Source organism: Kitasatospora sp. NPDC088160, from assembly GCF_044741445.1.
Lineage (GTDB): Bacteria > Actinomycetota > Actinomycetes > Streptomycetales > Streptomycetaceae > Kitasatospora.
Window position 1 is genome coordinate 53,901 of the sequence record NZ_JBIUSS010000006.1, and the last position, 26,096, is coordinate 79,996.

Here is a 26,096-nt window from a genome sequence, read left to right on the forward strand (position 1 = left end):
GAACCGGGCGGCCGGGGTCAGGCGCCCGGCGCCCGGCCCTCCTGGGGGCCGTCCGCGGTGTCCAGGCACGCCCGGGCCTGCGCCGCGAGCTCCGCGAGCACCTCGGCCCGCTGCTGGTGCAGGAAGAAGTGGTCGCCCGGCAGGATGCGGTGGCGGAAGCCGGCCGCCGTGGTGGACCGCCAGCCGGTGATCCACTCCGGTCCGGCCATCAGGTCGTCGGCGCCGCCGAGCGCCAGCACCGGGCAGGGCAGCACAGTCGGCCGGATCCGGTCGTTGTACTCGCCCAGCAGGGTGACGTCGGCCCGGAGCACCGGCAGGATCATCTGCATCAGGTCGGCGAACTCCAGCACCTCGGCCGGGGTCCCGCCGAGGCCGACGATGCGCTCCAGGAGTTCGTCGTCGGTGAGTCCGTGCAGCCGGGTGACGTCCGGCGTGCCGGGCGCCCGGCCGCCGGAGACCACGAGGGACAGCGGCAGCGGCCGCGCCTCGGCGGCGAGCCGGCGGGTCGTCTCGTAGGCGATCCGGGCGCCCATGCTGTGGCCGAAGAGGATGAACGGTTCGTCCGCCGGGCGGCTCGCCAGCAGGGCGAGCAGGCCGTCGACGACCTCGTCCATGACGGCCGACGGCTGCTCGGCGAGGCGGGTGCCCCGGCCCGCCAGTTCCACCGGAACGATCGTCAGGCCCGGCTGCTCGCCGGACCGGGCCCACGGCAGGTAGGCGCTCGCGGAGCCGCCGGCGTGCGGCAGGCAGTAGACGCGTACGGGCCCGGACCGCCCGTTCGGCGCGGCGTCCCGGTGCCACGGCGTCCATCGGGCCACCTCGTCGTGCTGTACGGCGGACGAACCGGTCATCGCTGCTCCTTTTTCTTCCCCAGTCAATTACGCGAAGCCTGAACAGGCCTCCCGCACGACTTTATGCGGTAATTCACGGGTTGGTCCAGCCCGCTTTCCGGCATGCCCTGAGCAGATCCAACCGGGCGATGCCGCAGCTCAGTTGTGCCCTGAAATAGTTGGTTGGCGCATAAGGATCTTGAGTCTTTCCCGGAACACCGAGCTCTGTTACGGTGCTCCTCGTCCGGGTTTCTTTCGGATATTTCCAGAGTATTTCGATCGGCGAGTTCCGACGACGAGTTCCGACGACGAGTTCCGAACGCACGACGGGAGAGGGCGGACAGAATGTGCGGAATAACCGGCGTATTCGTCCTGGGCGGCGGTCGCCCGGCCGATGCCGCCGTGGTCCGGGAGATGACGGCGTGCCTGGTGCACCGCGGCCCCGACGACGACGGCCACTACGCCACGGACGGCCTGTGCCTGGGCTTTCGCCGGCTGGCCCTGAACGACCTCGCCGGCGGCAACCAGCCGCACCGCACCGAGGACGGCACCCTGGTGTCGGTCTGCAACGGCGAGATCTACAACCACCGCGAGCTGCGCACCGCGCTGAGCCGCCGCGGCCACCGGTTCCGCACCGAGAACGACACCGAGGTGCTGCTCCACCTGTACCGCGAGTACGGCGAGGACCTGACGGCCCACCTGGACGGCCAGTTCGGCTTCGCCCTGCACGACGCCGCCGCGCAGCGGCTGCTGCTCGCCCGCGACCGGGCCGGCATCGTCCCGCTCTTCTACACCGTCGCCGACGGCCAGCTGATCTTCGCCTCCGAGATCAAGGCGATCCTGCGCCACCCGGCCGTCAGCGCCCGGGTGGACTTGCGCGGCCTCGACCAGGTGCTGACGCTGCCCGGGCTGGTCAGCCCGCGCACCATGTTCGAGGGCATCAGCGCCCTGCGCCCCGGCGAGCGGCTGATCGCCGACCGCTCCGGCGTGCGCACCGAACGGTACTGGGACCTCGACTTCCCGCTCGCCGCCGACCTCGCCCCGGTGGCCCCCGAGGCCCTGGACCGGGAGCTGGAGCGGTACGCCCACCGCACCGCCGAACTGCTCGACGGGGCCGTGCGCAGCCGGCTGCTCGCGGACGTGCCGATCGGCATGTACCTCAGCGGCGGCCTGGACTCCAGCCTGATCGGCGCCCTGATGGCCCGGGCCCGGCCCGGCCACGCCTGGCCCAGCTTCTCCGTCACCTTCCCCGGCCGCGACTTCGACGAGGGCCCGCACCAGCGGCTGGTCGCCGCCAAGCTGGGCACCGAGCACCACGAAGTCCCGGTCGGCGAGCACGAGGTGGCCGAGCGGATCACCGCGATGGTGCGCCACGCCGAGGCACCCGTGCGCGAGTCGTACAACGTCTGCTCGCTGGCGCTGTCCGAGGCCGTCCGCGCCGCCGGGACGGTCGGCGCGCTCAGCGGCGAGGGCGCCGACGAGCTGTTCGGCGGCTACCCCGGCTACCGCTTCGACGCCACCGGGCTCGGCGGCAGCCGGCTCACCGGCCTGGACGCCCGGCTGGAGCGCGAGATCCGCGAACGGATGTGGGGCGTCGACCTCGGCTACGAGCAGGACCAGCTGCCCGCCCAGGAGTTCCGCCGCGAGCTGTACGCCGAGGACCTGGCTTACGGGCTGGACGAGTTCTCCGTCACCAACCAGCGCCTGGTCGACCCCGAGCGGCTGTCCGGGCGCCACCCGCTGCACCAGCGCTCCTACCTCGACTACCACCTGCGGCTCGCCGACCACCTGCTCGGCGACCACGGCGACCGGATGGCCCTGGCCAACGGCGTCGAGCTGCGCTTCCCCTTCCTGGCGAACGCGGTGGTCGACCACGCCACCACGCTGCCACCGGAGTTGATGCTCGCCCACGGCCGGGAGAAGGCCGTGCTGCGCCGGGCGGCCGAGGGGCTGGTGCCCGGCGAGGTGCTCAGCCGGCAGAAGTACGGATTCCGCGGCCAGACCAGCAGCCACCTGCTGAGCACCGGCGCCGACTGGTTCGAGGAGCTGGTCTCCCCCGCGACCGTCCGCCGCCAGGGCTACTTCGACCCGGACACCGTCGCCGCCCTGACGCAGCGTCAGCGCGGCGACGGCCAGCAGGTGCACGCCCACCTGGACACCGACTACCTGATGCTCGTCGCGACCTTCGCCCTCTTCGTCGAGGAGTTCGATCTGCCGTGCCTGGGATGACCGCCACAGCCGCCGGGCCGATCGCCGGCCCCGGCACCCGCCCGCGCCACCCGCTGGTCGGGGTGGTCGGCGGCATGGGCCCGCTGGCCTCCGTCGAACTGCTGCGCACCGTCTACCGGGCCTGCCGGCTCCACCCCGAGCAGGACACCCCCCGGGTGCTGCTCTGGTCCGACCCGGCCGTGGTGGACCGCACCGAGGCCATCGGCAGCGGCGAACTCGACGAGCTGCGCCGCGCCGTGGAGTCCTCGCTGCGCGGCCTGCTGGCCGCCGGCGCGGAACGCGTGGTGATCGCCTGCATCACCGCCCACCACGTGCTCGGCGACCTGCCGGCCGACCTCGCGGCGCGCTGCGTCTCGCTGGTCGACGTGGTGCACGAGGAACTGGCCGCGGCCGGCGAACCGCACCTGCTGCTCTGCTCCTCCGGCACCGCCCGGGCCGGCATCCTCACCTCGGGCGCCGCCGGGGCCCGGGCCGCTGGCCAGCTGGTGGCGCTGCGCCCACCGGACCAGGAGGCGCTGCACCGGGAGATCCACCGCCTCAAGCGCGGCGAGGACCCGGCCCGCACCATCGACTTCCTGCGCGAGACCCTGCCCCGCTACGGCGTGCGGGCCTTCGTCGCCGCCTGCACCGAGCTGCACCTGGTCACCAGGGCGATCGAGGACGCCGGTCTGAGCGAGGCCCTGCCCTCCCTCGACCCGCTGACGGTCGTGGCCCACCGGATCATGAACGGAGAGTTGTGAGCCACACGAGCATCCTCGACCGCTGGGCCGACCAGGTCGAGCGCCGAGCCGCCGCCCCCGCCCTCGCCACCGCCGAGCGGGTCTGGAGCCACCAGGAGCTGGCCGGGCTGGCCGCCGGCCTGCGCGACCGCCTCGCCACCGGCACCGGCCCGGTCCTGGTTGCCTGCGCGGACCCCGTCCCGGTGGTCGCGGCGATCCTCGCCTGCGCCGCCACCGGCCGCCCGTTCGCCCCGGTGGACACCCGCCAGCCCGCCGCCCGCTGGACGGCCCTGCTGGAGGACCTCCGGCCGGGCACCGTGCTCGCCGACGCCGCCGGCCGCTCCGCGCTGGCCGCCGCCGGGCCGGGCCCGACCGTCGCCGGGCAGCACCTGGCCGTCGCCGGACAGGGCGAACTGCCGCTGCTCGCCGCCGAGTCGATCACCCCGCTGCCCTGGGCGGCCGACGACTGGACCGGCATCAGCGGCCCCGACGCCGGCTACGTCTACTTCACCTCGGGCACCACCGGCCGCCCCAAGGGCATCCGGGGCAGCTTCGAGGCGGTCGCGCACTTCCTGGACTGGGAGATCGCCGAGTTCGGCATCGACCCGGGCACCCGGATCTCCATGCTCACCTCCCCCGGCTTCGACGCCTTCCTGCGCGACGCCCTCGTCCCGCTGTGCGCCGGCGGCACCGCCGTGCTCCCGGCGCCCGGCGCCATCCCCGTCGGCGCGGCCCTGGCCCGCTGGCTGACCGAGCAGCAGGTCGACCTGCTGCACTGCGTGCCCACCGTGTTCCGCACCCTGCGCGCCGCCGGGCTGGCCGCCGACTCCCTGCCGCGGCTGCGCAGCGTGCTGATGGCCGGGGAGCCGGTCCGCCCCGCCGACATCGCCTGGTGGCGGGGCCTGTTCGGGGACGGCAAGGAACTGGTCAACCTCTACGGGCCGTCCGAGACCACCATGACCAAGGTCTTCCGCCGGCTCACCGCCGAGGACGCCGAGGCCGAGACCGTCCCGGCCGGCCGGCCGATGCCCGGGGTCGAGATCGCGGTGCTGTTCGGCGGACGCCCGGTGGTGGACGCGATCGGCGAGATCGAGATCCGCACCCCGTTCCCGCTGCGCGGCTACCTGGGCGACGCGGCCGGCGGCTTCGTCGCACCGGACCGGTACCGCACCGGCGACCTCGGCCGCCTCGGCGCCGACGGCACCCTGGAGGTCCTGGGCCGCCGCGACCAGCAGGTCAAGGTGAACGGCGCCCGGGTCGAACTCGGCGAGATCGAGGACCTGCTGCGCCGCCACCCCGCGGTGGCGGACGTCTGCGCCGCCCTGGTCGAGGAGGCCGACGGCGAACCGGTGCTCTGCGCCTACCTGGTCGCCGACGGCGCCACCGACGAGGAACTGCGCGCGCACGCCGCCGAGGGCCTGCCCGCCCCCGCCCGCCCCGCCCTGTACCTGCGGCTCGCCGCGATCCCGCGCACCCTCAGCGGCAAGGCCGACCGGCGGGCGCTGCCCAGCCCGGCCGCCGCCCTGGCCGGGCGCACCGGCGAACAGCCGCTGGACGGCCTGGAGGCCGGCATCGCCGAGCTGTGGCGCGAGCTGCTGCACGTGCCCGCCGTCGGCCGGCACGACGACTTCGCCCTGCTCGGCGGGGACTCGCTGGGCATCGCCCGCCTGCTGGACGGGCTGCGCACCCGCTTCGGCGTCGAGGTGCCGCTGCGGGTGTACGTCGGCGACCCGACCGTCGCCGGGCTGGCCGCGGCCGTCGCCGCCGGCCGCGCGGACGCCTCGCCGGAGGGCGGCCGCCGATGAGCCGCGACACCTCCCTGCCGCTGCGCGGCGACCGCGCCCGCGCGCCGCTGTCCTACGCCCAGCGGTCCATCTGGCGGGCCGAGCAGGTGCTGCCCGGCACCGCCCTGCACAACGAGAGCGCCGCCTTCCACGTCAGCGGCCCGCTGGACGTGGCCGCCCTGGAACGGGCGCTGGCCGCCGTCGCCCGGCGGCACGAGGTGGTGCGCTGCGCCGTCACCGCCGACGGGGCGGGCGAGCCGTGGCAGCTGTTCGCCGACCGGGTCCGCCCCGCCGTCGAGACCGTCGACCTGACCGGCGTCCCCGAGGGCGAGCGCGCGGACCGGCTCGCCGAGCTCACCGCCCGCGCCGTGGCCGTGCCCTTCGACCTGGCCCGGCCCCCGCTGATGCGCACCCAGCTGTTCCTGCTGGGCGGGGACCGCTCGCTGCTGCTGTTCACCGCCCACCACATCGTGGTCGACGCCTGGGGCTTCGGCGTCTTCCTGGAGTCGCTGGCCGCCTGCTACGCCGCCGAACTCGGCGGCGAGGCCCCGGACCCGGACCCGGCCCAGGAACCGGCCGCCGGACCCGACTTCGGCGACTTCGCCGCCTGGCAGCGCGGCGACGACAGCGACACCAGCCACGCCGGCGGAATCGACCACTGGCAGACCCGGCTGGGCGGCGAACTGCCCACCGCCGACCTGCCGTCCGACGTCGGCCCCGGCGGCGACCCGGCGGCCGGCGCGCTGCACCACTTCACCGTCCCCGCCGACCTGGCCGCCCGGCTCAGCGCCTTCGGCCGGGGCGAACTGGCCAGCCTGTCCACCGTGCTGCTCACCGCCTTCTGCGCCACCGCCGCCCGCTGGACGGGCCAGGACGACCTGGTGGTCGGCATGCCGGTGGCGACCCGCGGCCGCACCGCGCTGGCCGGCGTGGTCGGACCGCTGCTCAACCTCGTCGCCCACCGCAGCGACCTCGGCGGCGAGCCGAGCTTCCGGCAGGCCCTGGCCCGCACCCGCCGGCACCTGAAGGCCGACCTGCGCCACCGCGACACCCCCTTCGACCTGGTCCTGGAGCGGCTGGGCCGGGCCGCGGGCGGGCGCACGCCGCTGTTCCAGCTGATGTACTCCTTCCACAGCGGCCCCACCACCACCCTGGAGCTGCCCGGCGTCACCACCGCCCCGGCGCCCTCGCACAGCGGCACGGCCAAGTACGACCTGACCTTCTTCCTGCGCCCGCGCCCCTCCGGCGCGCTGGACGCGACGCTGGAGTACCGCACGGCGCTGCTCGCCCCCGCGACGGCGGCCGACTTCGCGGACTCGCTGCTGTGCCTGCTGGAGGCCGCCGCGGCCGACCCGGACCGGCCGCTGGCCGAGCTTCCGGTGCTCTCCGAAGGCCGGCGCCGGCGCGTCCTGGTGGACTTCAACCGGGCGCCCGACGCCGAGCGCGCCTGGGCCACCGTGCCCGAGGCGCTGCGCGAACTCGCCCGGCAGGACGGCGCCGCACCGGCCGTCGAGTCACCCGGCCGCGCGTTCAACCGGGCCGCGGCCGACGCGGCCGCCGACCTGGTCGCCCGCCGGCTGGTGGCCCGGCACGGCGTGGCGCCGGGCGACCGGGTGGCCCTGCGCGTCGAGCGCGGCGCGCAGCTGGTGCCGCTGATCGTCGGCATCTGGCGGGCCGGGGCCGTGCTGGTCCCGCTGGACGAGGCCATGCCCGCCGCGCGGGCCGAGCACGTGCTCGCCGACAGCGGCGCCCGCCTGCTGATCGGCGACCCCGCCGAGGGGCTGCCCGCCGCCGACCCGGCCGCGCTGCTCGACGAGGGCCCGGACGCCGGGACCGGGCAGCCGCTGCCCGGCGCCGGCCCCGAGGACCTCGCGTACCTGATGTACACCTCGGGCTCCACCGGGCTGCCCAAGGGCGTGGCGGTGCCGCACGGCTGCGTCGCCAACCTGCTGCACAGCGTGGTCCGCGCCGAGCCGGGCCTGCGGGCCGACGACACCCTGCTCGCCGTCACCTCGATCACCTTCGACATCTCCGTCCTGGAGCTGTTCGCCCCGCTGCTGGCCGGCGGCCGGGTCGTGGTCGCCCCGCGCGAGAGCGTCCGCGACGCCGAGGCGCTGGGCGCGCTGCTGGAGCGCAGCGGCGCCACCGTCATGCAGGCCACCCCCTCGCTCTGGCGCGGGCTGCTGGACGGCGGCTGGGCGGGCCGGCCCGGACTGCGGGCGCTGTGCGGCGGCGAGGCGCTGGACGCCGACCTCGCGGATCGGCTGCTGGCTCGCTGCGCCGGGCTGTGGAACCTGTACGGGCCGACCGAGACGACCATCTGGTCCACCGTCGGGCGGGTGCTGCCCGGCGAGGGCGTCACGGTGGGGCGCCCGGTGGCCGGCACCGTCTGCTACGTCCTGGACCGGCGGCTGCGGCCGGTGCCGCGCGGGGCCGTCGGCGAGCTGGTGATCGGCGGGGCCGGCGTCAGCGCCGGGTACCGCAACCGCCCGGAGCTGACCGCCGCCGCCTTCGTCGCCGACCCGGTCGACCCGGCCGGCGGCACCGTCTACCGCACCGGCGACCTGGCCCGCCACCTGCCGGACGGCCGGATCGTCGTGCTCGGCCGGGCCGACCAGCAGGTGAAGATCCTCGGTCACCGCATCGAGGTCGGCGAGGTGGAGTCCCTGCTCGCCGCCCACCCCGAGGTCCGCCAGGCGGCGGTGGTCGTGGACCGGGGGCAGCCCGCCGGGCCCCGGCTGGTCGCCTTCGTCACCGCCCGCACCGGGGACGACGGGCTGCCCGACCGCCTGCGCCGCCACCTGCGCGAGCGGCTGCCCGCCGCCGCCGTCCCCGGGGTGATCGCCCCGCTGCCCGCGCTGCCGCTCAACACCAGCGGCAAGGTGGACCGGCCGGCGCTGCTGCTGCGCGCCGGGGAGCTCACCGCCGCCCGGCGCAGCGCACCGGTCACCGAGGCCGAGCGGGCCGCCGTCGCGCTCTGGGCGGAGGTCCTGGGCCTGCCGCCCGAGCGGGTCGGCACCACCGACGACTTCTTCGCCGCCGGCGGCAACTCCATCGCCGCGACCCGGCTGCTCGGCCGGGTCCGGGCCCGCTTCGGCGCCGCGCCCTCGCTCGCCGAGTTCTACACCGACCCCACCCCCGCCTCCCTGGCGCGGGTGCGGCCCGCCGCCCCGGCGCCCGCCGTCCGGACGGCCGGGCCGGCCCCGGACGCCGTCCCGATGACCGACCAGCAGCGCCAGCTGTGGCTGCTGCACCGCCTGGCCCCCGACTCGCCCGCCTACCACCTGCCCGCCGCGCTCGACCTGACCGGCCCGGTGGACGAGGCGGCCCTGACCGGGGCACTCGCCGACCTGACCGCCCGGCACCCGGTGCTCGCCGCCCGCTGCGAGCTGCGCGAGGACGGCCCGGTGCTGGTCCTCGCGCCGCCCGCCGCACCGGCCCTGGCCGTCCTGGACGCGGCGCCCGAGGAGGTGCCCGAGCTGGCCCGGGCGGAGGCGGTGCGCCCCTTCGACCTGGCCGGTGAGCCGCCGCTGCGGCTCACCCTGGTGCGCACCGGCCCCGAGCGCTCGGTGCTGCTGTGCACCGCGCACCACCTCGCGGTCGACGGCTGGTCGATCGGCGTGGCCGTGCGCGAGCTGGCTGCGCTGTACGCCGCCCGCCTCGGGCTGGCCGAGCCGCCGCCCGCGCTCGACCTGGACTTCGCCGGCTACGCGGCCGACTGCGCCGACGAGGCGGGCCTGAGGCTGCGCCAGGAACACCTGGAGTACTGGCTGAAGCGGCTCGACGGGCACCCCGGCGTGCTCGACCTGCCCGCCGACGCACCGACCCGGGCGCGGCCGACGGGAGCCGGCGAGACCCTGCCGGTGGCGCTCGCCCCGGAGCTGACGGCCGCGCTGCGCGAGGGCGCCGCCCGGCTGCGCACCACGCCCTTCACCCTGCTGCTCGCCGTGTACGCGGCGCTGCTGGGCCGCTACGCGGGCAGCGACGACGTGCTGGTGGGCGTGCCCGTCGCCAACCGCGACCGGCCCGAACTGGAGTCGCTGGTCGGCTCGTTGGCCAACACCCTGCCGGTGCGCGTGGACCTGGCCGGGGCGCCGTCCTTCGCCGAACTCGCCGCCCGCACCGGGCGGGCGCTGGCGGGCGACCTCGGCCGTCCGCTGGTCGCCTTCGACCGGCTGGTGGCCGGCCTCGGCCTGCCCCGCGACCCGGGCCGCCCGACCCTGGTCCAGGCCTCGCTGGTGTTCCAGGACGCGCCGCCGGCCGACGTCCGGCTGGGCGCGGCCGCCGGCGTGCTGCGCCAGGTCCCCACCGGGGCGGCCAAGTACGACCTGACCCTGGCCCTGGACGAGCGCGCCGACCGGATCGCCGGCGCCCTGGAGTACGCCACGGACCGCTTCGGCCCGCAGTTCACGGACCGCTTCGCCCGGCACTTCCACGTCCTGCTGCGGGCCGCCCTGGCCTCGCCGCAGGCCCCCCTCGACGCCGTCGAGCTCACCGACCCCGCTCTGCCCGCCCCGCGCCCGGCCCGCCCCGCGGGCGAGGCGCGCGCCGGGCACGCCGTCTCGGTGTCCGAGCTGTTCCGGGCCCGGGCCACCGCCCGTCCGGACGCCCCCGCGATCCGGGCCGAGGGCGTGACGGTCGGCTACCGGCAGCTCGACGTCTGGAGCGACCGGATCGCGTCCCGGCTGCTGGAGCGCGGCGCCGCCCCCGGCCGGTTCGTCTCGGTGCTGCTGCCCGCCGGCCCGGTGCAGAGCGCCGCGATCCTCGGCGTCGCCAAGACCGGGGCCGCCTTCGCGGTGCTCGACCCGGCCGACCCGGACGCCCGCCTGACCGCGCTGCTGGCCGACGCCGAACCGGTGTGCCTGCTGGCCGCCGAGAGCACGCTCGCCCTGCACCCCGAACTGCGGGAAGGCGTCGGGCACTTCGCCGGTATCCCGGTCGAGGCCGTCGACCCGCGGGTGCCGGCCGCCGACGAGCCCGCGGGCCCCGCCCCGGCCGCCTCACCCGCCGGCCCCGGCGACCCGCTCTGCCTGGTCTACACCTCCGGCTCCACCGGCACGCCCAAGGGCATCGCCCTGCCGCACGCGGCGCTCGCCCAGTTCGCCCACTGGCAGCGCGAGCACTTCGGCATCCGGTCGGACAGCCGGATCGCCCAGTGGGCCCCGTTCACCTACGACGCCGCGTACACCGAGGTGTTCGCCGCGCTCTGCTCGGGCGCGGTGCTCTGCCTGCCGCCGCAGGGGCTGCGCCGCGACCCGCTCGCGGTGGCCGGGTGGCTGCGGGCCGAGCGGATCACCCAGATCCAGACCGTCCCGGCCTTCTTCCAACTGGTCACCGAGGCGCTGGACGCCACCGGATCGCACCTGCCGGACCTCGCCCACGTGCTGATGGCCGGCGAGGTGCTCCCGGTGGCCCTGGCCGCCGCCTGGGCGCACCGTCCCGACCGGCCGCGGCTGCACAACCTCTACGGGCCCACCGAGTGCGTGCTGGCGACGCACCGCGAGCTGGCGCCGGGCGAGGAGTTCCCGGCCGGGGTACCGATCGGCAGCCCGATCCCGGGCCGCGAGGCGGTGGTCCTGGACCGCCGGGGCCGGCTCTGCCCGGTCGGCGTGGTCGGCGAGATCCACCTGCGCAGCGACTTCCTGGCCGGCTCGTACCACCGCAGGCCCGAGGAGAGCGCCCGGGCGTACGTCGCCGACCCCTGGCAGGCCGGGGGCCGGCTGTACCGCACCGGGGACCTGGGCCGCCGCCTCCCGGACGGCGAGCTGGCGTTCGTCGGCCGGATCGGCAGCCAGCTGAAGATCCGCGGCAACCGGATCGAGCTGGAGGAGATCGAGGCGCTGCTGGAGCTGCACCCCGGGGTCCGCGAAGCGGCCGCCGCCGCGCACGGCCAGGGCGGGGCCCGCCGACTGGTCGGCTACGCGGTCGCGGCGCCCGGGGTCACCGGCGCCGAGCTGCGGGCGCACCTGGCCGAGCGGCTCCCGGCGGCGGTCGTGCCGGACACCGTGCTGCTGCTGGACGCGCTGCCCAGGACGCGCACCAACAAGCGGGACCGGGCCCGGCTGCCGCTGCCCGGGGCCGCCGCCCGGCCCGCCGACGCCGCCCCGCTGGCCGGGGTCGAGCAGCTCGTCGCCGACGCCTGGCGCCAGTTGCTGGGCGGCGGCCCGGTCGGCCGGCACACCAACTTCTTCGAGGCCGGCGGCGACTCGCTGCTGGCCGCCCGGCTCCAGCTGGAGCTGGCCCGCCGCCTGGAGCGGCCGGTCCGGCTGGTGGACGTCTTCGGGCGGCCCACCATCGCCGAGTTCGCGGCCGGCCTCACCGAGGGCGCCGCCCCGGACGGCCGGGCCGCCGCCGAGACCGCCGAGCCGCGCGGCGAACGCCGCCAGAGCGCCGTCCGGGCCCGCGCCAGGGCCCGCCGCGAGGCCCGGGACCGGGCCGAGGGCCCGGCCGCCGACCAGCACACACCGGCCGGGCCGACGACCCGGACCGCACCGACAGGGAGGGACTGACATGGACGTTCAGGGCGTGATGACGGAGCTGCACGGCATCCTCGGCACCGAGGGGCTGGAGCGGGTCGAGGAGTGCCTGCGCATCCTCACCGGCGAACAGGCCCCGGAGTACCTGCACGACGACCAGGAGCCGACCCGGCTGTTCTTCCCCGGGATCAGCGCCCTGCCCTGGCACGACACCGCCGAACTGCCCTGGGTGGCCCGGATGGAGGAGGCGTACGACCGGATCAAGGCCGAGTTCCTGGAGCTGCGCGCCGAGCAGGCCCGCTTCGCCCCGTACGAGGACCTGTACACCAAGGAGCTCGGCTGGCAGGGCTGGGACACCTACCAGCTGTACCGCAACGGCAGCTGGCGCGACGAGGTCCTGGAGCGCTGCCCCGAGACCCACGCCGCCGTCTCGGCGAGCCCGCACGGGCCGCGCGACGGCATGTTCACCATCCTCAACCCCGGCGTGCACATCACCCCGCACACCGGCGGCGTGAACCTGCTGCTGACCGCGCACCTGCCGCTGATCGTGCCGCCCGGCTGCGCCATCAAGGTCGGCGACGACGAGCGGGGCTGGGAGGAGGGCAAGGTGATCCTCTTCGACGACAGCTTCATCCACGAGGCCTGGAACAAGGGCACCCAGCAGCGCGCCGTCCTGCTCTGGGACGTCTGGCACCCGGAGCTGACGCCCGTCGAGGTCCGGGCCCTGGAGTTCCTGATGCCCCGTTTCCAGCGCTACCTCATGGCGGTCTGAGCCGCACGGCGGCCCTGAACCCCATGGCGGTCTGAGCCCCGGCCGCGTACCCGGTCCTGCCCGCCCCGCCGCGCGCGGAGCCCACCTCACCCACGGAGAACACCTTGAACGCACAGCCGGTCATTCCCGACGAGGCCGAGACCGACGGCCGGGTCGCCGTCGTCGGCCTCTCGGGCCGCTTCCCCGGAGCCGATTCCGTCGACGCGCTGTGGGAGCTGCTGGCCTCCGGCACCGAGGCGATCAGCCGGTTCGGCCCCGAGGAGCTGCGGGCCGCCGGGGTGCCGGACGGCGAGGCCGGCAAGCCCGGGTACGTGGCCGCCAAGGGCGTGCTGGCGGATGTCGCCGGCTTCGACTCCCAGCTGTTCGGCTACAACGCGCTGGAGGCCTCGGTCATCGACCCGCAGCAGCGGATCTTCCTCGAATGCGCCTGGGAGGCGCTGGAGGACGCCGGCTGCGACCCCGACCGGGCGCGCGGGCCGATCGCGGTCTACGCCGGGTCGCTGCTGAGCACCTACCTGATCCACAACCTGCTGCCGCGCACCGACCTGCGGGACTCCCTCGGCGTGCCGATGCTCTTCCAGGGCAACCAGCCCGACCAGCTGGCCCCCCGCGCCGCGTACAAGCTCAACCTGCGCGGCCCGGCGGTCAGCGTGCAGACCGCCTGCTCGACCTCGCTGGTCGCGGTGCACCTCGCGGTGCAGAGCCTGCTGTCCGAGGAGTGCGACCTCGCGCTCGCCGGCGGCGTCACCGTCACCGTGCCGCACCGCTCCGGCTACCTGCCGGTGCCCGGCGGCATCGAGTCCCCGGACGGGCACTGCCGGCCCTTCGGCGCCGAGGCGGCCGGCACGGTCTTCGGCAACGGCGCGGGCGTCGTGGTGCTCAAGCGCCTCGCCGACGCGCTCGCCGACGGCGACCGGGTGCACGCCGTCATCCTCGGCTCGGCCGTCAACAACGACGGCGCGAACAAGGCGGGTTACACCGCCCCGGGGGTCGCCGGCCAGACCGCCGTGATCCGCGAGGCGCTGTCCGTCGCGGGCGTCGCCCCGGACAGCATCGGCTACGTCGAGGCGCACGGCACCGGCACCCCGATCGGCGACCCGATCGAGGTCGAGGCGCTCACCGCCGCCTTCCGCGCCGAGCAGGACGCCGACGACAGGTCCGCCACCGGCTGGTGCGGCCTGGGCTCGGTCAAGTCCAACCTCGGCCACCTGGACACCGCCGCCGGCGTCACCGGCCTGATCAAGGCCATCCTGACGGTGCGCGGCGGCCGGATCCCGGCGAGCCTGCACGCCGAAGCCGTCAACCCCGAACTCGGCCTCGCCGACAGCCCGTTCTTCGTCCCGGCCGGCCTCACCGACTGGCCGGTCGCCGACGGCCCGCGCCGGGCCGCCGTCAGCGCCTTCGGCATCGGCGGCACCAACGCGCACGTGATCCTGGAGCAGGCCCCCGAGCCGGCCCCGCGCGAGGCCGCCGCACCGGGCGCCGTCCCCGTCGCCCTGCCGCTGTCGGCCCGCACCGCCGCCGCGCTGGACGCCGCCGCCGAGCGGCTCGCCGACGACCTCGCCGCCCACCCGGACCGCCCGCTGGCCGACGTCGCCCGCACCCTGCGCACCGGCCGCCGCCAGCTGGTCCAGCGCCGCGTCGTGGTCGCGGACGACACCGCCGCCGCCGTGGCCGCGCTGCGCGGCGCCGGCCGCCGGGAGTCGGTCCGGGCCCGCGCCGGGCAGGGCGCCGCCCCCGTCGCCTTCCTGCTGCCCGGCCAGGGCGCGCAGTACCCGGGCATGGCCCTGGGCCTGCACCGGGCGCACCCGGTCTTCCGGGCCGCCCTGGACGAGGCCGCCGACCTGCTGCGCCCGCACCTGGGCCTCGACCTGGTCGAGCTGCTGCGCGGCGGCGACGCCGACCTGCTGCGCCGCAGCTCCGTCACCCAGCCCGCCGTGCTGGCGGTCGGCCACGCCACGGCCGCGCTGTGGCGGCACTGGGGCGTGCGCCCGGCGGCGCTGCTGGGCCACAGCCTCGGCGAGTACACCGCGGCGCTGCTCTCCGGCGTCCTCGACCTGCCCGAGGCGCTCGCCCTGGTCGCCGCCCGCGGCCGGCTGATGGAGCAGACCGCGCCCGGCGCGATGCTGGCCGTCCCGCTGGACGAGGCGGCCGCGGCCGACCTCGCCGCCGCGCACGGCCTGGACCTCGCCGCCGTCAACGGACCGGGCGCCTCGGTGCTGTCCGGCAGCGCCGAGGCCGTCGAGCGGGCCGCCGCCGAGCTGGGCGAGCGGGGCCTGCGCGCCCTGCGCCTGCCGGTGGAGCGGGCGTTCCACAGCGCCCTGTGCGCGCCCGCCGCCGAGCAGTTCGCGGCCGAGCTCGCCAAGGTCACGCTGCACGAGCCCACCGTGCCGTTCCTGTCCAACCTCACCGGTGACTGGATCACCCCGGAGCAGGCCACCGACCCCGGTTACTGGGTGCGCCAGATGCTCGCCCCGGTGCGCTTCCACGACGGGCTCACCCGCCTGGCGGCGCTCGACGAGCGGATGGTGCTGGTGGAGACCGGCCCCGGCAGCGTGCTGACCGACCTGGCCCGCGCGGCCGCTGAGGGCACCGCCGGGCCGCGGCTCGCCCTGCCGCCGCTGCCCACCCGCGGGCGGCGCGGCGCCGAGGACGAGCCCGGCAGCGCCGTCCTCGCGCTCGGCAGCCTGTGGGCGCACGGCGCCGCCGTGGACTGGGAGCCCGTCGACGCCGACGCCCGCCCCGCCGACCTGCCCGGCTACCCGTTCGAGCGGCTCCCGCACTGGATCGAGCCCGCCGTCCCCGGCCGGGCGCCCGCCACCGCGCTGCCCGCCGCGGACCTCGACGCCGTCCACGCGACCGTCGACTGGCGCCCGCTCGGCGAGAGCGCCGGGGACGACCCGCTGGCCGGCCGCCGCCAGACCTGGCTGGTCCTGCTGGACCGGGCCGCCGCCGCCCAGCCCCTGGTCGAGCTGCTGACCGCGCGCGGCCAGATCGTCACCACCGTCCAGCCCGGCCCGGCCTACCGCCGGGTGCGCCGCGGCGTCTACGAGCTCGACCCCTCCGACCCGGCCCAGTACGCGAAGCTGCTGGCCGACCTGCGCGGCCTGGTCCGCACGCCCACCGCCGTCCTGTACGCCTGGGGCCTGGACGAGACGCCGGACGAGACCGCCGGCTACTTCGGCCTGGTCCACCTCGCCCGGGCGATGTCCGCCGAGAGCGTGCTGAACGAGGTCCGGCTCGGCGTCGTGACCGCCGGGGCCTTCCCGGCCGCCCCCGGCGAGCAGCCCCGGCCCGCCGCGGCCCTGCTCAGCGGCCCGGTCCAGGTGCTCGGCGAGGAGTACCGCAACCTGCGCTGCACCCAGGTCGACCTCGCCGTCGGCGCCGCGCTCGACGAGGCCGCCGCCGACGCGGTGGTGCGCGCCGTGCTCACCGGCCCGGCCCGGCTGCTCGCCCTGCGCGAGGGCGCCCTGCTCACCCGCACGGTCGAGCCCGCCGAGCGCCCCGTCCCGACCGCCCCGGCCCGGGTGCGGGCCGGCAGCACCTGGCTGCTCACCGGCGGCCTCGGCGGGATCGGCCTGACCCTCGCCCGGGCCCTGGCCCGGGCCGGCGCCGCCCGGCTCGTCCTGCTCGGCCGCGGCGCCGCCGACGAGGCCGTGCTCGCCACAGTGCGCGAGAGCGGCGCCGAGGTGCTGGCCGTCCAGGCCGACGTCACCGACGCCGAATCGCTGGACCGGGCGCTGGAACAGGCCCGTTCGGCCTTCGGCCGGATCGACGGCGTCGTCCACGCGGCCGGCGTGCCCGGCGGCGGCTCCATCGAGCTGCGCTCCGACGACAGCATGCGCACGGTCCTCGCCCCGAAGACCGCCGGCCTGCGCCACCTGCTCGCCGCGCTGCGGCCCGGGGAGGCCGAGGTGCTGGTGCTCTGCTCCTCGCTCGCCACCCTGATCCCGACCTACGGCCAGGCCGACTACGCGGCCGCCAACGCCTACCTCGCCGCCGTCGCGGAGGCCGAGGCCGCGCGCGGCGAGCGCCACGCGGTGGCCGTCGACTGGGACATGTGGGCCGGCGTCGGCATGGCCAGCCGGGCCGAGGTCCCCGAGGCCCTGCGGGCCTTCCAGGCCGACATGCTGGCCGGCGCGCTCACCCCCGAGCAGGGCGCCCGCGCCTTCGCCGCCCTGCTGGAGGGCCCGCCCGGACGGGCCGTGGTGGCCCGGGCCGGCGCCGCGATCGCGGACGGCACGCTGCGCACCTCCGCCGCCCCGGCCGCCGAGGCCCCCCGGACGGCGGCCCTGCCCCGCCCCGAGCTCGCCACGCCGTACACCGCCCCGGCCACCCCGACCGAGGAGCGCCTGGCCGAGATCTACGCCGAACTGCTCGGCCTCGACCGGGTCGGGGTGGACGACGACTTCCTGGAGCTCGGCGGGCACTCGCTGCTGGCCGCCCAGATCGCGGCCCGGCTGCGGGCCGAGTTCGAGGTCGACGTCCCCGCCCGGGTCTTCTTCGAGGGCGGCCGCGTCGCCGACCTCGCCACCGAGATCGAAGACCGCATCCTCGCCGACCTGGAGAACCAGTGACCAACCCCGCAGGCCGCCGCGAGGACCGCCTCGCCCGGCTCACCCCCGAGCAGCGCGCCGCCTTCGAGGCGCGCGCCCGGGGCCGCGCAGGCACCACCCCGGCCGCCACGGCCGGCCCCGCCGCCACCGCCCCCGCCGTGCCGCCGCGCGACCCGGCGCTGCCGGCGCCGCTGTCCTTCGGCCAGGAGCGGCTCTGGTTCCTGGAGCAGCTCACCCCCGGGCTCGGGGTGTTCAACGAGTACGTGGGCCTGCGCCTGAGCGGCCCGCTGGACGTCGCCGCGCTGGAGGCCGCGCTGGACGGCCTGGTGGAGCGGCACGAGGCGCTGCGCACCGTCATCGCCGCCGGCCAGGACGGCCCGGTGCAGCGGGTGCTGGAGCGCACCGCCCCGGTGCTGCGGGTGGTCGAGCCGGCCGGCGGCGAGGCCGGCTGGAGCGAGGCCGAGGAGCGCGCGCTGGCCGAGCGAGAGGCGGCCCTGCCGTTCGACCTGGAGCACGGCCCGCTGCTGCGCGCCCTGCTGATCCGCTCCGCGCCCGAGCGCGCCCTGCTGGTCGTGGTCAACCACCACCTGGTCGGCGACGCCTGGTCCCGCGCGGTGCTCGTGGAGGAGCTCTGCGCCCGCTACCGGGCCTTCCGCGAGGGCGGCCCGGCCCCCGAGCCGCTCGCCGTGCAGTACGCCGACTGGGCGCAGTGGCAGCGCCGCGAACTCACCGACACCGCGCTGGCCGAGCCGCTCGGCTACTGGCGCGAGCGGCTGGAGGGCGCCCCGCACGTCCTGGAGCTGACCACCGACCGGCCCCGGCCGGCCGTGCCCGGCCACCGGGGCGGCCGGGTGCACTTCACCCTGGACGCCGCCACCACCGAGGCCGTGGAGGGCGCGGCCCGGGCGGCCCGGGCCACCCCGTTCATGGTCACGCTGGCCGCCTGGCAAGCCGTCCTGATGCGCCACTCCGGCCAGCAGGACGTCGTGGTCGGCGTGCCCACCGCGGGCCGCGACCGGCCCGAACTCGCCGGGCTCGTCGGCATGTTCGTCAACAGCCTGGTGCTGCGCTCGGACCTCTCCGGCGACCCGACCTTCGGCGAACTGCTCGGCCGGGTGCGGGAGACCTCGCTCGGCGCGCTGGCCCACGCCCAGGTGCCCTTCGAGCGCCTGGTCCGCGAGCTGCGCCCGGACCGCGACCTCAGCCACGCCCCGCTCTACCAGGTGCAGTTCGGCTACCGCAACGTCCCCGCCCCCGACATCGCCCTGCCCGGCGTCACGGTCGAGCTGGTCGAGCTGGACAACGGCCTGTGTCGCACCGACCTGAGCCTGGAACTCGCCCGTGACGGCGAACTCACGGCAGGCGTCTGCGAGTTCAGCGGCGACCTGTTCGACGACGACACCGTGCGCACGCTGACCGAGGCGCTTCAGCGGGTGCTGGCCCGCGGCGCCGCCGACCCCGGACTGCGGCTCTCCGAACTGCTCGCGCTCACCCCCGTCGAGCAGGCCCTGCTGGCCTCGGCCGGCGACGGCCCGGCGCTGCCCGCGGACGCGCCGGACGTCGTGACGGCCTTCGCCGAGGCCGTGCGCACCCGCCCGGACGCCGAGGCCGTGCTGCCCGGCGGCCGCCCGGAGCTGGCCCTCACCTTCGCCCGACTGGACGCCCGGGTCGACGAGTTGCTCGCCCGCCTCCAGGCCGCCGGGGTGCGCCCCGGCGACCGGGTCGGCCTGTGCCTGCGCCGCGGCACCGACCTGCCCGCCGCCATGCTCGCCGTGCTCCGGGCCGGCGCCGCCTACCTGCCGCTCGACCCGGACTACCCGGCGGCCCGGCTGCGCCACGTGGTCGAGGACGCCGAGCCCGCCGTGGTCGTGGTGCACGCCGCGACCCGGGACGCCGCGCCCGCCGGCGCCCCGCTGCTCGACCTCGACGCCCCGGCCGAGTCCGCCGGACCCGCGCCCACAGCCGCACCCGTGGATCCGGACTCCCCCGCGTACGTCATCCACACCTCCGGCTCGACCGGCCGCCCCAAGGGCGTCGTCGTGCTGCGCCGCAACCTCACCGCCTTCCTGGCGGCGATGGACCGCGTGCTGGCGGACGACGGGGAGCCCGCCACCTGGCTGGCCGTCACCAGCGTCTCCTTCGACATCTCCGTCCTGGAACTGCTCTGGACGCTCAGCCGGGGCCACCGCGTCGTGGTCAACCCCGACCCCGGCACGGCGGCCCCCACCCCGGCCGCACCGGCCTCGCAGGACGCCCCGGCCGTCCCCGAGTTCAGCCTCTTCTACTTCGCCAGCGACACCGCCGGCGCCGAGCCCGGCCCCGACCAGTACCGGCTGCTGCTGGACGGCGCCCGCTTCGCCGACACCAACGGCTTCTCCGCCGTCTGGCTGCCCGAGCGGCACTTCCACGCCTTCGGCGGGCCGTTCCCGGCCCCCTCGGTGCTGGCCGCCGCGATCGCCCAGGCCACCCAGCGGATCGGGATCCGGGCCGGCAGCGTGGTGCTGCCGCTGCACCACCCCGTCCGGGTCGCCGAGGAGTGGTCGGTCGTCGACAACCTGTCCGGCGGGCGGGTCGGGCTCTCCTTCGCCTCGGGCTGGCACGCGGACGACTTCGTCCTCGCCAAGGACGCCTACCAGGACCGCCAGGCGCTCACCGTCAGCGGGATCGAGCAGGTGCGCCGGCTGTGGCGCGGCGAGCGGCTCCCCTTCGAGGGGCCCGGCGGCCGCACCGTCGACGTCCAGGTGCTGCCCCGCCCCGTCCAGGCCGAGCTGCCGTACTGGCTCACCTCCTCGGGCAACCCCGAGACCTGCCGGACGGCCGGCCGGGTCGGCGCCCGGCTGCTGACCCACCTGCTGGGCCAGAGCGTCGAGGAACTCGGCGAGAAGATCGCCCTCTACCGGGAGGCCTGGCACGAGGCCGGCCACCCGGGCGAGCCGCACGTGACCCTGATGCTGCACAGCTACGTCGGCGCGGACGCCGCCGACGTCCGGGCGCACGCCTGGCAGCCGTTCCGCGACTACCTGCGCAGCTCGGTCGGCCTGATCGAGAACCTGGCCCGCGGCCTCGGCATGGACGTGCGCAGCAACGACTTCACCGCGGAGGACCAGGAGGCCCTGCTCGACCACGCCTGCGCCCGCTACCTGGGCCACGGCTCGCTGATCGGCACCGCCGAGGAGTGCCTGCCGCTGGTGCACCGGCTGGCCGCGGCCGGCGTGGACGAGATCGGCTGCCTGGTCGACTTCGGCGTCGACACCGACGTCGCGCTGGCCGCCCTGCCCCGGCTGGCCGAGCTGCGCCGCACCGCGGCCGCCGCACCGGCCGCCCTCGCGGTCGCGGCCGACACCGAGCTGACGGCGCTGGTGCGCGCCCACGGCGTCACCCACCTGCAGTGCACCCCCTCGCGGGCCCGCACCCTGCTCGACGAGGCCGACCCGCAGGCCCTGCGCGGCCTGCGGCAGCTGCTGCTCGGCGGCGAGGCCCTCGACGCCGAGCTGGTGCGCCGGCTGGCCGAGCACCTCGGCGGCCCGATCCGCAACATGTACGGGCCGACCGAGACGACCGTCTGGTCCACCACCGCCGTGGTCGACCCGGCCGAGGGCCTGGTCACCATCGGCGGCCCGATCGCCGGCACCACCGTGCGCGTCCTCGACCCGTACGGGCGGCGGGTGCCCGTCGGCGTGCCGGGCGAACTCCTGATCGGCGGCGCCGGGGTGACGGCCGGCTACCTCGGGCTGCCCCGGCTCACCGACGAACGCTTCGTCGCCGACCCCGAGGCGACCGACCCCGCCTCGGCAAGCCCCGGGTCGGCCGGCTCCGAGTCGGCCGGCCCGGGCTCGGCCGACCCCGCCGCCCGGCTGTACCGCACCGGCGACCTCGTCCGCACCCTGCCCGACGGCCGCCTCCAGTACCTCTCGCGCAACGACCACCAGGTCAAGATCCGCGGCTTCCGGATCGAGACCGGCGAGGTCGAGGCCGCGCTCACCGCGCTGCCCGGCATCCGCCAGTGCGTGGTCACCGCCTACGGCCTGGGCACCGCCCGGGCCGCGCTGGCCGCCTACCTGGTGCCCGAGGACCCGGCCGCGCCGCCCGCCCCGGCCGAGCTGCGGGCCGCCCTGGCCGGGCAGCTGCCGGGCTTCCTGATCCCGTCCCGGTTCATCCCGCTCGACGCGCTGCCGCTCACCGGCAACGGCAAGGTCGACCGCGCGGCGCTGCCCGCCCCCGAGACCGTCCCCGCCGCCGGCCGCGACCGCACCGCGCCCGCCACGCCGACCGAGGAGCGGATCGCCGCGATCTGGCGCGAGGCCCTGACGCTCGACGAGGTCGGCACCGAGGAGGACTTCTTCGAGCTCGGCGGCCACTCCCTGCTGGCCGCCCGCATGGTCGCCGGGATCCGCCGCGACCTGGACGTCCAGCTGCCGCTGCGCACCCTGTTCGACTCGCCGACCGTCGCCGCCCTCGCCCGGGCCGTGGACGCGCTGGGCGCCGACGGGGCCACCGCGGCGCCCGCCCAACCGGTCGAGCTGCTGCCCGACCCGGCCCACCGCCACGAGCCCTTCCCGCTGACGGACGTGCAGCGCGCGTACTGGATCGGCCGCAGCGGCGCCGTCGGCGGCGACGTCGCCTGCCACCTCTACCTCGAAGTGGACGTCGCCGACGTCGACCCGCTGCGCCTCCAGGACGCCTGGCAGGCCCTGGTGCGGCGGCACGACGCGCTGCGCCTGGTCTTCGCCGAGGACGGCACCCAGCGCATCCTGCCCGAGGTGCCCGCGTACCAGCTGGCCGTCGAGGACCTGCGCGGGCTGCCGGAGCCCGAGCGGGCCGCCGCCCTCGCCGGGACCCGCGCCCGGATGTCGCACCAGGTGCTGCCCGCCGACACCTGGCCGCTGTTCGAGCTGCACGCCAGCCGGACCGAGGGCACCGACGCCCGGCTGCACCTGAGCATCGACACCCTGATCGCCGACGGCGGCAGCGTGCAGATCCTGCTGCGCGAGCTGCTGGCGATCTACCAGGGCTCGCTCGACCCGCGCCCGATGGAGCTCTCGTTCCGCGACTACGTGCTGGCCGAGCGGACCCGCCGCGAGGGCCCCGCGCTGCAGCGCGACCTCGACTACTGGCACGGCCGCCTGGAGACCCTGCCGCCCGCCCCCGCGCTGCCGCTGGCGCGGCGTCCCGAGGAGCTGACGCAGACCAGGTTCCACCGCCGCGAGGCGCACCTGCCCGCCGAGCTGTGGGAGCGGCTGAAGAGCCGGGCCGCCGCCGGCCGGGTCACGCCCTCGGCGCTCGCCCTGGCCGCCTACGCCACCGTGCTCGGCACCTGGGCGGCGGCCGACCGCTTCACCCTCAACCTGACGCTGTTCAACCGCGTCGGCGACCACCCCGACCTGGCCGCCATGGTCGGCGACTTCACCGCGCTCAGCCTCTTCGAGGTGGACGGCGCGACCGCCGGCTCCTTCGCCGAGCGGGCCCGCCGGCTCCAGGACCGGCTCTGGGAGGACCTGGACCACCAGCTGGTCAGCGGCGTGCGGGTCGGCGGCGACCTGGCCCGCCGACGCGGGGTGGCCGACGCCGCCATGCCGGTCGTCTTCACCAGCGAGCTCGGCGCCGGCGAGGTCGGCGGCAGCCGGGTGCTGCGGGAGCTCGGCGCCAAGGTCGCCCACACCATCACCCAGACCCCCCAGGTCTGGCTGGACCACCAGATCTCCGAGGACGAGGGCCGGCTGCGGCTGACCTGGGACGCCGTCGAGGAGCTCTTCCCCGAGGACCTGCTCGACGCGATGTTCGAGGCCTACACCGGCCTGCTCACCGCCCTCGCCGAGCGGCCCGACGCCTGGACGGACCCGTACCTGGCCGCCCTGCCCGCCGCCCACGCCGAGGCCTACCGCGCGCTCAACGCCACGGACGGCCCGCGGCCCGACGGTCTGCTGCACGAGCCGTTCCTCGCCCAGGCGCGCACCGCCCCCGAGCGGACCGCCGTGGTCTCCGCCACCGGCACCGTGACCTACGGCGAGCTGGAGCGCGCCTCCGCCGCCGTGGCCCACGCGCTGCGCGGGGCCGGCGTCGGCCCCGGCGACCTGGTCGGCGTGCGCGCCGACCGGGGCTGGGAGCAGGTCGCGGCCGCGATCGGCGTGATCCGGGCCGGCGGCGCCTACCTGCCGCTGGACGCCGGACTGCCGGCCGCCCGCGTCGCCCGCTCGCTCGAACACGCCGGCGCCACCGCGCTGCTCGCCCGGGAGTCCTGGGACGCGGCCGGCGCGGTGCCGGCCGGGGTCACCCTGCTGGGCTTCGAACAGGCGCTGGCCGCCCCGGCCGACGCCGAGCCGGCCCCGGCGCCCACCACCCCGGCGGACCTCGCGTACGTCATCTACACCTCGGGCTCCACCGGTGACCCCAAGGGCGTGATGATCGACCACCGCGGCGCGCTCAACACCGTGGTGGACGTCAACGACCGGTTCCGGGTCGGCCCCGCCGACCGCGTCCTCGGCCTCTCCTCGCTCGGCTTCGACCTCTCGGTCTACGACCTGTTCGGCACCCTCGCCGCCGGCGCCGCGCTGGTGCTGGTCGGGCCCGGGGAGGAGCGCGACCCCGCGCGCTGGTCCCGGCTGGTCGCCGAGCACGGCGTCACCGTCTGGAACTCCGTCCCCGCGCTGATGGAGATGCTGCTCGCGTACGCCGGCGGCAACCCGGCCGCCGACCTGGAGTCGCTGCGCCTGGTCATGCTCAGCGGCGACTGGATCCCCGTCGGCATGCCCGACCACGTCCGCGCGCTGTCGCCCAAGGCCGAGGTGATCAGCCTGGGCGGCGCCACCGAGGCGTCGATCTGGTCCGTGCTGCACCCGATCGGCGCGGTCGAGCCGGGCCGCCCGAGCATCCCGTACGGGCGGCCGATGCGGAACCAGGGCATGGTCGTCCTGGACGAGGCCTTCCGGCCGCGCCCGGTCGGCGTCGCCGGCGCCCTGTTCATCACCGGCGTGGGCCTGGCCGTCGGGTACCGCAACGCCCCCGAGCTCACCGCCCGGGCGTTCCCGACCCACCCGGTCACCGGGGAGCGCCTGTACCGCACCGGCGACCTGGCCAGGCTGCTGCCCGACGGCGAGCTGGAGTTCCTCGGCCGGGAGGACTGCCAGGTCAAGGTGCGCGGCATGCGCATCGAGCTGGGCGAGATCGAATCGGCGCTGGTCCGGATGGACGGCGTCCGGGAGGCGGCGGCGCTGGTCGAGGGCAACGGGCTCGGCGCCCGGCTCGCGGCCTTCGTGGTCCGCGAGGCCGCCCGGCCGCAGCCCGCCGCCCCCGCTCCCGCGGCGGCCCCGGCCCTGGACGCCGAGCGGGTCCGCCGGCTGGAGGCGCGCCTGCGCCAGCCCGGCCGCCGCGCCGACCTGGCGGGCCGTGAGGTCCTGCCCTTCGCCCTGCCGACCGACACCCTGGACCTGCGCCGGGCCGCCGCCCTGCGCGGCGCCGCCACCGGGTTCGCCGACGCCCCCGTGCGGCTGGCCGACCTGCACGCGCTGCTGACCGTGCTCGCCCGCCAGGACGAGGACGGCGTGCCCCGGTACGCCTACGGCTCGGCCGGCGGCCTGTACCCGGTGCAGACCTACCTGGCCGTCGCCCCCGGCAGGGTGGCGGGCCTGCCGGCCGGCACCTACTACGTCGACCCGGCCGGGCCGGCGCTGGTCGCCCTCGACGGAGCACCGGGCTCGGCCCGGGCGCTGGACCGGGCGCTCTACAGCGAGGCCAACGGGCCGCTGCTCGACCAGGCCGGCTTCGCCGTCTTCCTGGTCTCCCGGACCGCCGCGATCGCCCCGGTGTACGGCGAACTCGCCGACCGCTTCTGCCTGTTGGAGGCCGGGGCGATGGCGCAGCTGCTGCGCCACCGCGCCGCCGACTGCGCGGTGGCGCTCTGCCCGATCGGCGACGTCTTCCCGGATCCGCTGCGCGAGGCGCTGCGGCTGGAGGAGGGCCAGCGCGTGCTGCACACGCTCGTCGGCGGCCGACCGCTGAACGCGTCCGCCGAGGAGCCCGGCTCCGGCACCGACTGGACGGCCGCGCTGCGCGACGCGCTCGCCGAGCGGCTGCCCGGCTACATGGTTCCGCAGCGGGTGCGGGCGGTCGAGGCGCTGCCGCTGTCCGCCAACGGCAAGGTCGACCGGGCGGCGCTCGCCCGGCTGGGCGCCGCGGTGCCCGCCCCCGCCGTCGTCTCCGCCGTCCCCGTCGCCCCCGCCCTCGCGGCGGCCCCGGCTTCACCGGTGGCGCGAGCGGCGGCGCACGGGCCGAGCGCGCTCGGCGCGATGGAGCGGCTCACCGAGCTGTGGCGGGAGGTGATGGACGGGGCGGAGGTCGGCGTCGACACCAACTTCTTCGAGGCCGGCGCCAACTCCATCCACCTGGTCCGGGTCCAGCGGCGGATCGCCGAGGACTTCGGGCAGGAGCTCTCGGTGGTCGAGATGTTCGACCGGCCGACCATCCGTCACCTGGCCGAGCTGCTGGACCGGCCGGCCGGCGCCCCGGCGCCGCAGGCGGTACCGGCTGCATCGGCACCCGAGCCCGCCTCGGACACGGCCGGACCCGACACCGCTGGACCCGACACCGCCGCATCCGACACCGCGCAGCCCGCCGGCGGCGACCGCCGGCAGCACCACGAACGGCGCCGCGCCGCCCGCCGAGGCGGCTCCGGCACCGGCCCGACCGGCTGACCCCGACGGCCGGCGGCCGACACCCCGCACCCCGTGCCGGGTG

Annotated in this window: 8 protein-coding genes; 7 read left to right on the forward strand and 1 reads right to left on the reverse strand. The window is 77.1% G+C overall.

The features are described 5' to 3' along the window. Nucleotides 1-17: 17 nt before the first annotated feature. Nucleotides 18-851, reverse strand: a complete 834-nt coding sequence (locus ACIOGZ_RS10745) for an alpha/beta fold hydrolase (protein ID WP_331744763.1) — start codon at nucleotides 849-851, stop codon at nucleotides 18-20. Nucleotides 852-1,175: 324 nt separating this feature from the next. On the opposite strand from ACIOGZ_RS10745, the gene asnB reads away from it, so the two are divergent. From asnB to ACIOGZ_RS10780, 7 genes are all read left to right on the forward strand, one after another. Beyond that, entirely contained in the window at nucleotides 1,176-3,059 is a 1,884-nt protein-coding gene (gene asnB / locus ACIOGZ_RS10750; protein WP_400985614.1) for an asparagine synthase (glutamine-hydrolyzing), read from the forward strand. Beyond that, nucleotides 3,056-3,799 (forward strand): aspartate/glutamate racemase family protein, encoded by a 744-nt coding sequence (locus ACIOGZ_RS10755; RefSeq protein WP_400985616.1) that lies wholly within the window; start codon nucleotides 3,056-3,058, stop codon nucleotides 3,797-3,799. Before asnB ends, ACIOGZ_RS10755 begins: the two co-directional genes overlap by 4 nt. After that, on the forward strand, nucleotides 3,796-5,583 hold the full coding sequence (locus ACIOGZ_RS10760) for a non-ribosomal peptide synthetase (RefSeq protein WP_400985618.1): 1,788 nt from the start codon (nucleotides 3,796-3,798) through the stop codon (nucleotides 5,581-5,583). Before ACIOGZ_RS10755 ends, ACIOGZ_RS10760 begins: the two co-directional genes overlap by 4 nt. Continuing rightward, on the forward strand, nucleotides 5,580-12,071 hold the full coding sequence (locus tag ACIOGZ_RS10765; protein ID WP_400985620.1) for an amino acid adenylation domain-containing protein: 6,492 nt from the start codon (nucleotides 5,580-5,582) through the stop codon (nucleotides 12,069-12,071). The genes ACIOGZ_RS10760 and ACIOGZ_RS10765 overlap by 4 nt, the downstream gene beginning before the upstream one ends. A gap of 1 nt (nucleotide 12,072) precedes the next feature. Next, entirely contained in the window at nucleotides 12,073-12,810 is a 738-nt protein-coding gene (locus ACIOGZ_RS10770) for an aspartyl/asparaginyl beta-hydroxylase domain-containing protein (RefSeq protein WP_331744769.1), read from the forward strand. A gap of 104 nt (nucleotides 12,811-12,914) precedes the next feature. Next, the gene (locus ACIOGZ_RS10775) at nucleotides 12,915-17,387 is read left to right on the forward strand and encodes an SDR family NAD(P)-dependent oxidoreductase (protein ID WP_363585485.1); all 4,473 of its coding nucleotides are present in this window, start codon (nucleotides 12,915-12,917) and stop codon (nucleotides 17,385-17,387) included. Next, on the forward strand, nucleotides 17,384-26,053 hold the full coding sequence (locus tag ACIOGZ_RS10780; RefSeq protein WP_363585484.1) for an amino acid adenylation domain-containing protein: 8,670 nt from the start codon (nucleotides 17,384-17,386) through the stop codon (nucleotides 26,051-26,053). The genes ACIOGZ_RS10775 and ACIOGZ_RS10780 overlap by 4 nt, the downstream gene beginning before the upstream one ends. Nucleotides 26,054-26,096: the final 43 nt, after the last annotated feature.

Bases quoted from the DNA above. Each gene is read 5' to 3' on its own strand.
- ACIOGZ_RS10745 (WP_331744763.1), bottom strand. From the start codon at position 851: ATGACCGGTTCGTCCGCCGTACAGCACGACGAGGTGGCCCGATGGACG.
- asnB (WP_400985614.1), top strand. From the start codon at position 1,176: ATGTGCGGAATAACCGGCGTATTCGTCCTGGGCGGCGGTCGCCCGGCC.
- ACIOGZ_RS10755 (WP_400985616.1), top strand. From the start codon at position 3,056: ATGACCGCCACAGCCGCCGGGCCGATCGCCGGCCCCGGCACCCGCCCG.
- ACIOGZ_RS10765 (WP_400985620.1), top strand. From the start codon at position 5,580: ATGAGCCGCGACACCTCCCTGCCGCTGCGCGGCGACCGCGCCCGCGCG.
- ACIOGZ_RS10770 (WP_331744769.1), top strand. From the start codon at position 12,073: ATGGACGTTCAGGGCGTGATGACGGAGCTGCACGGCATCCTCGGCACC.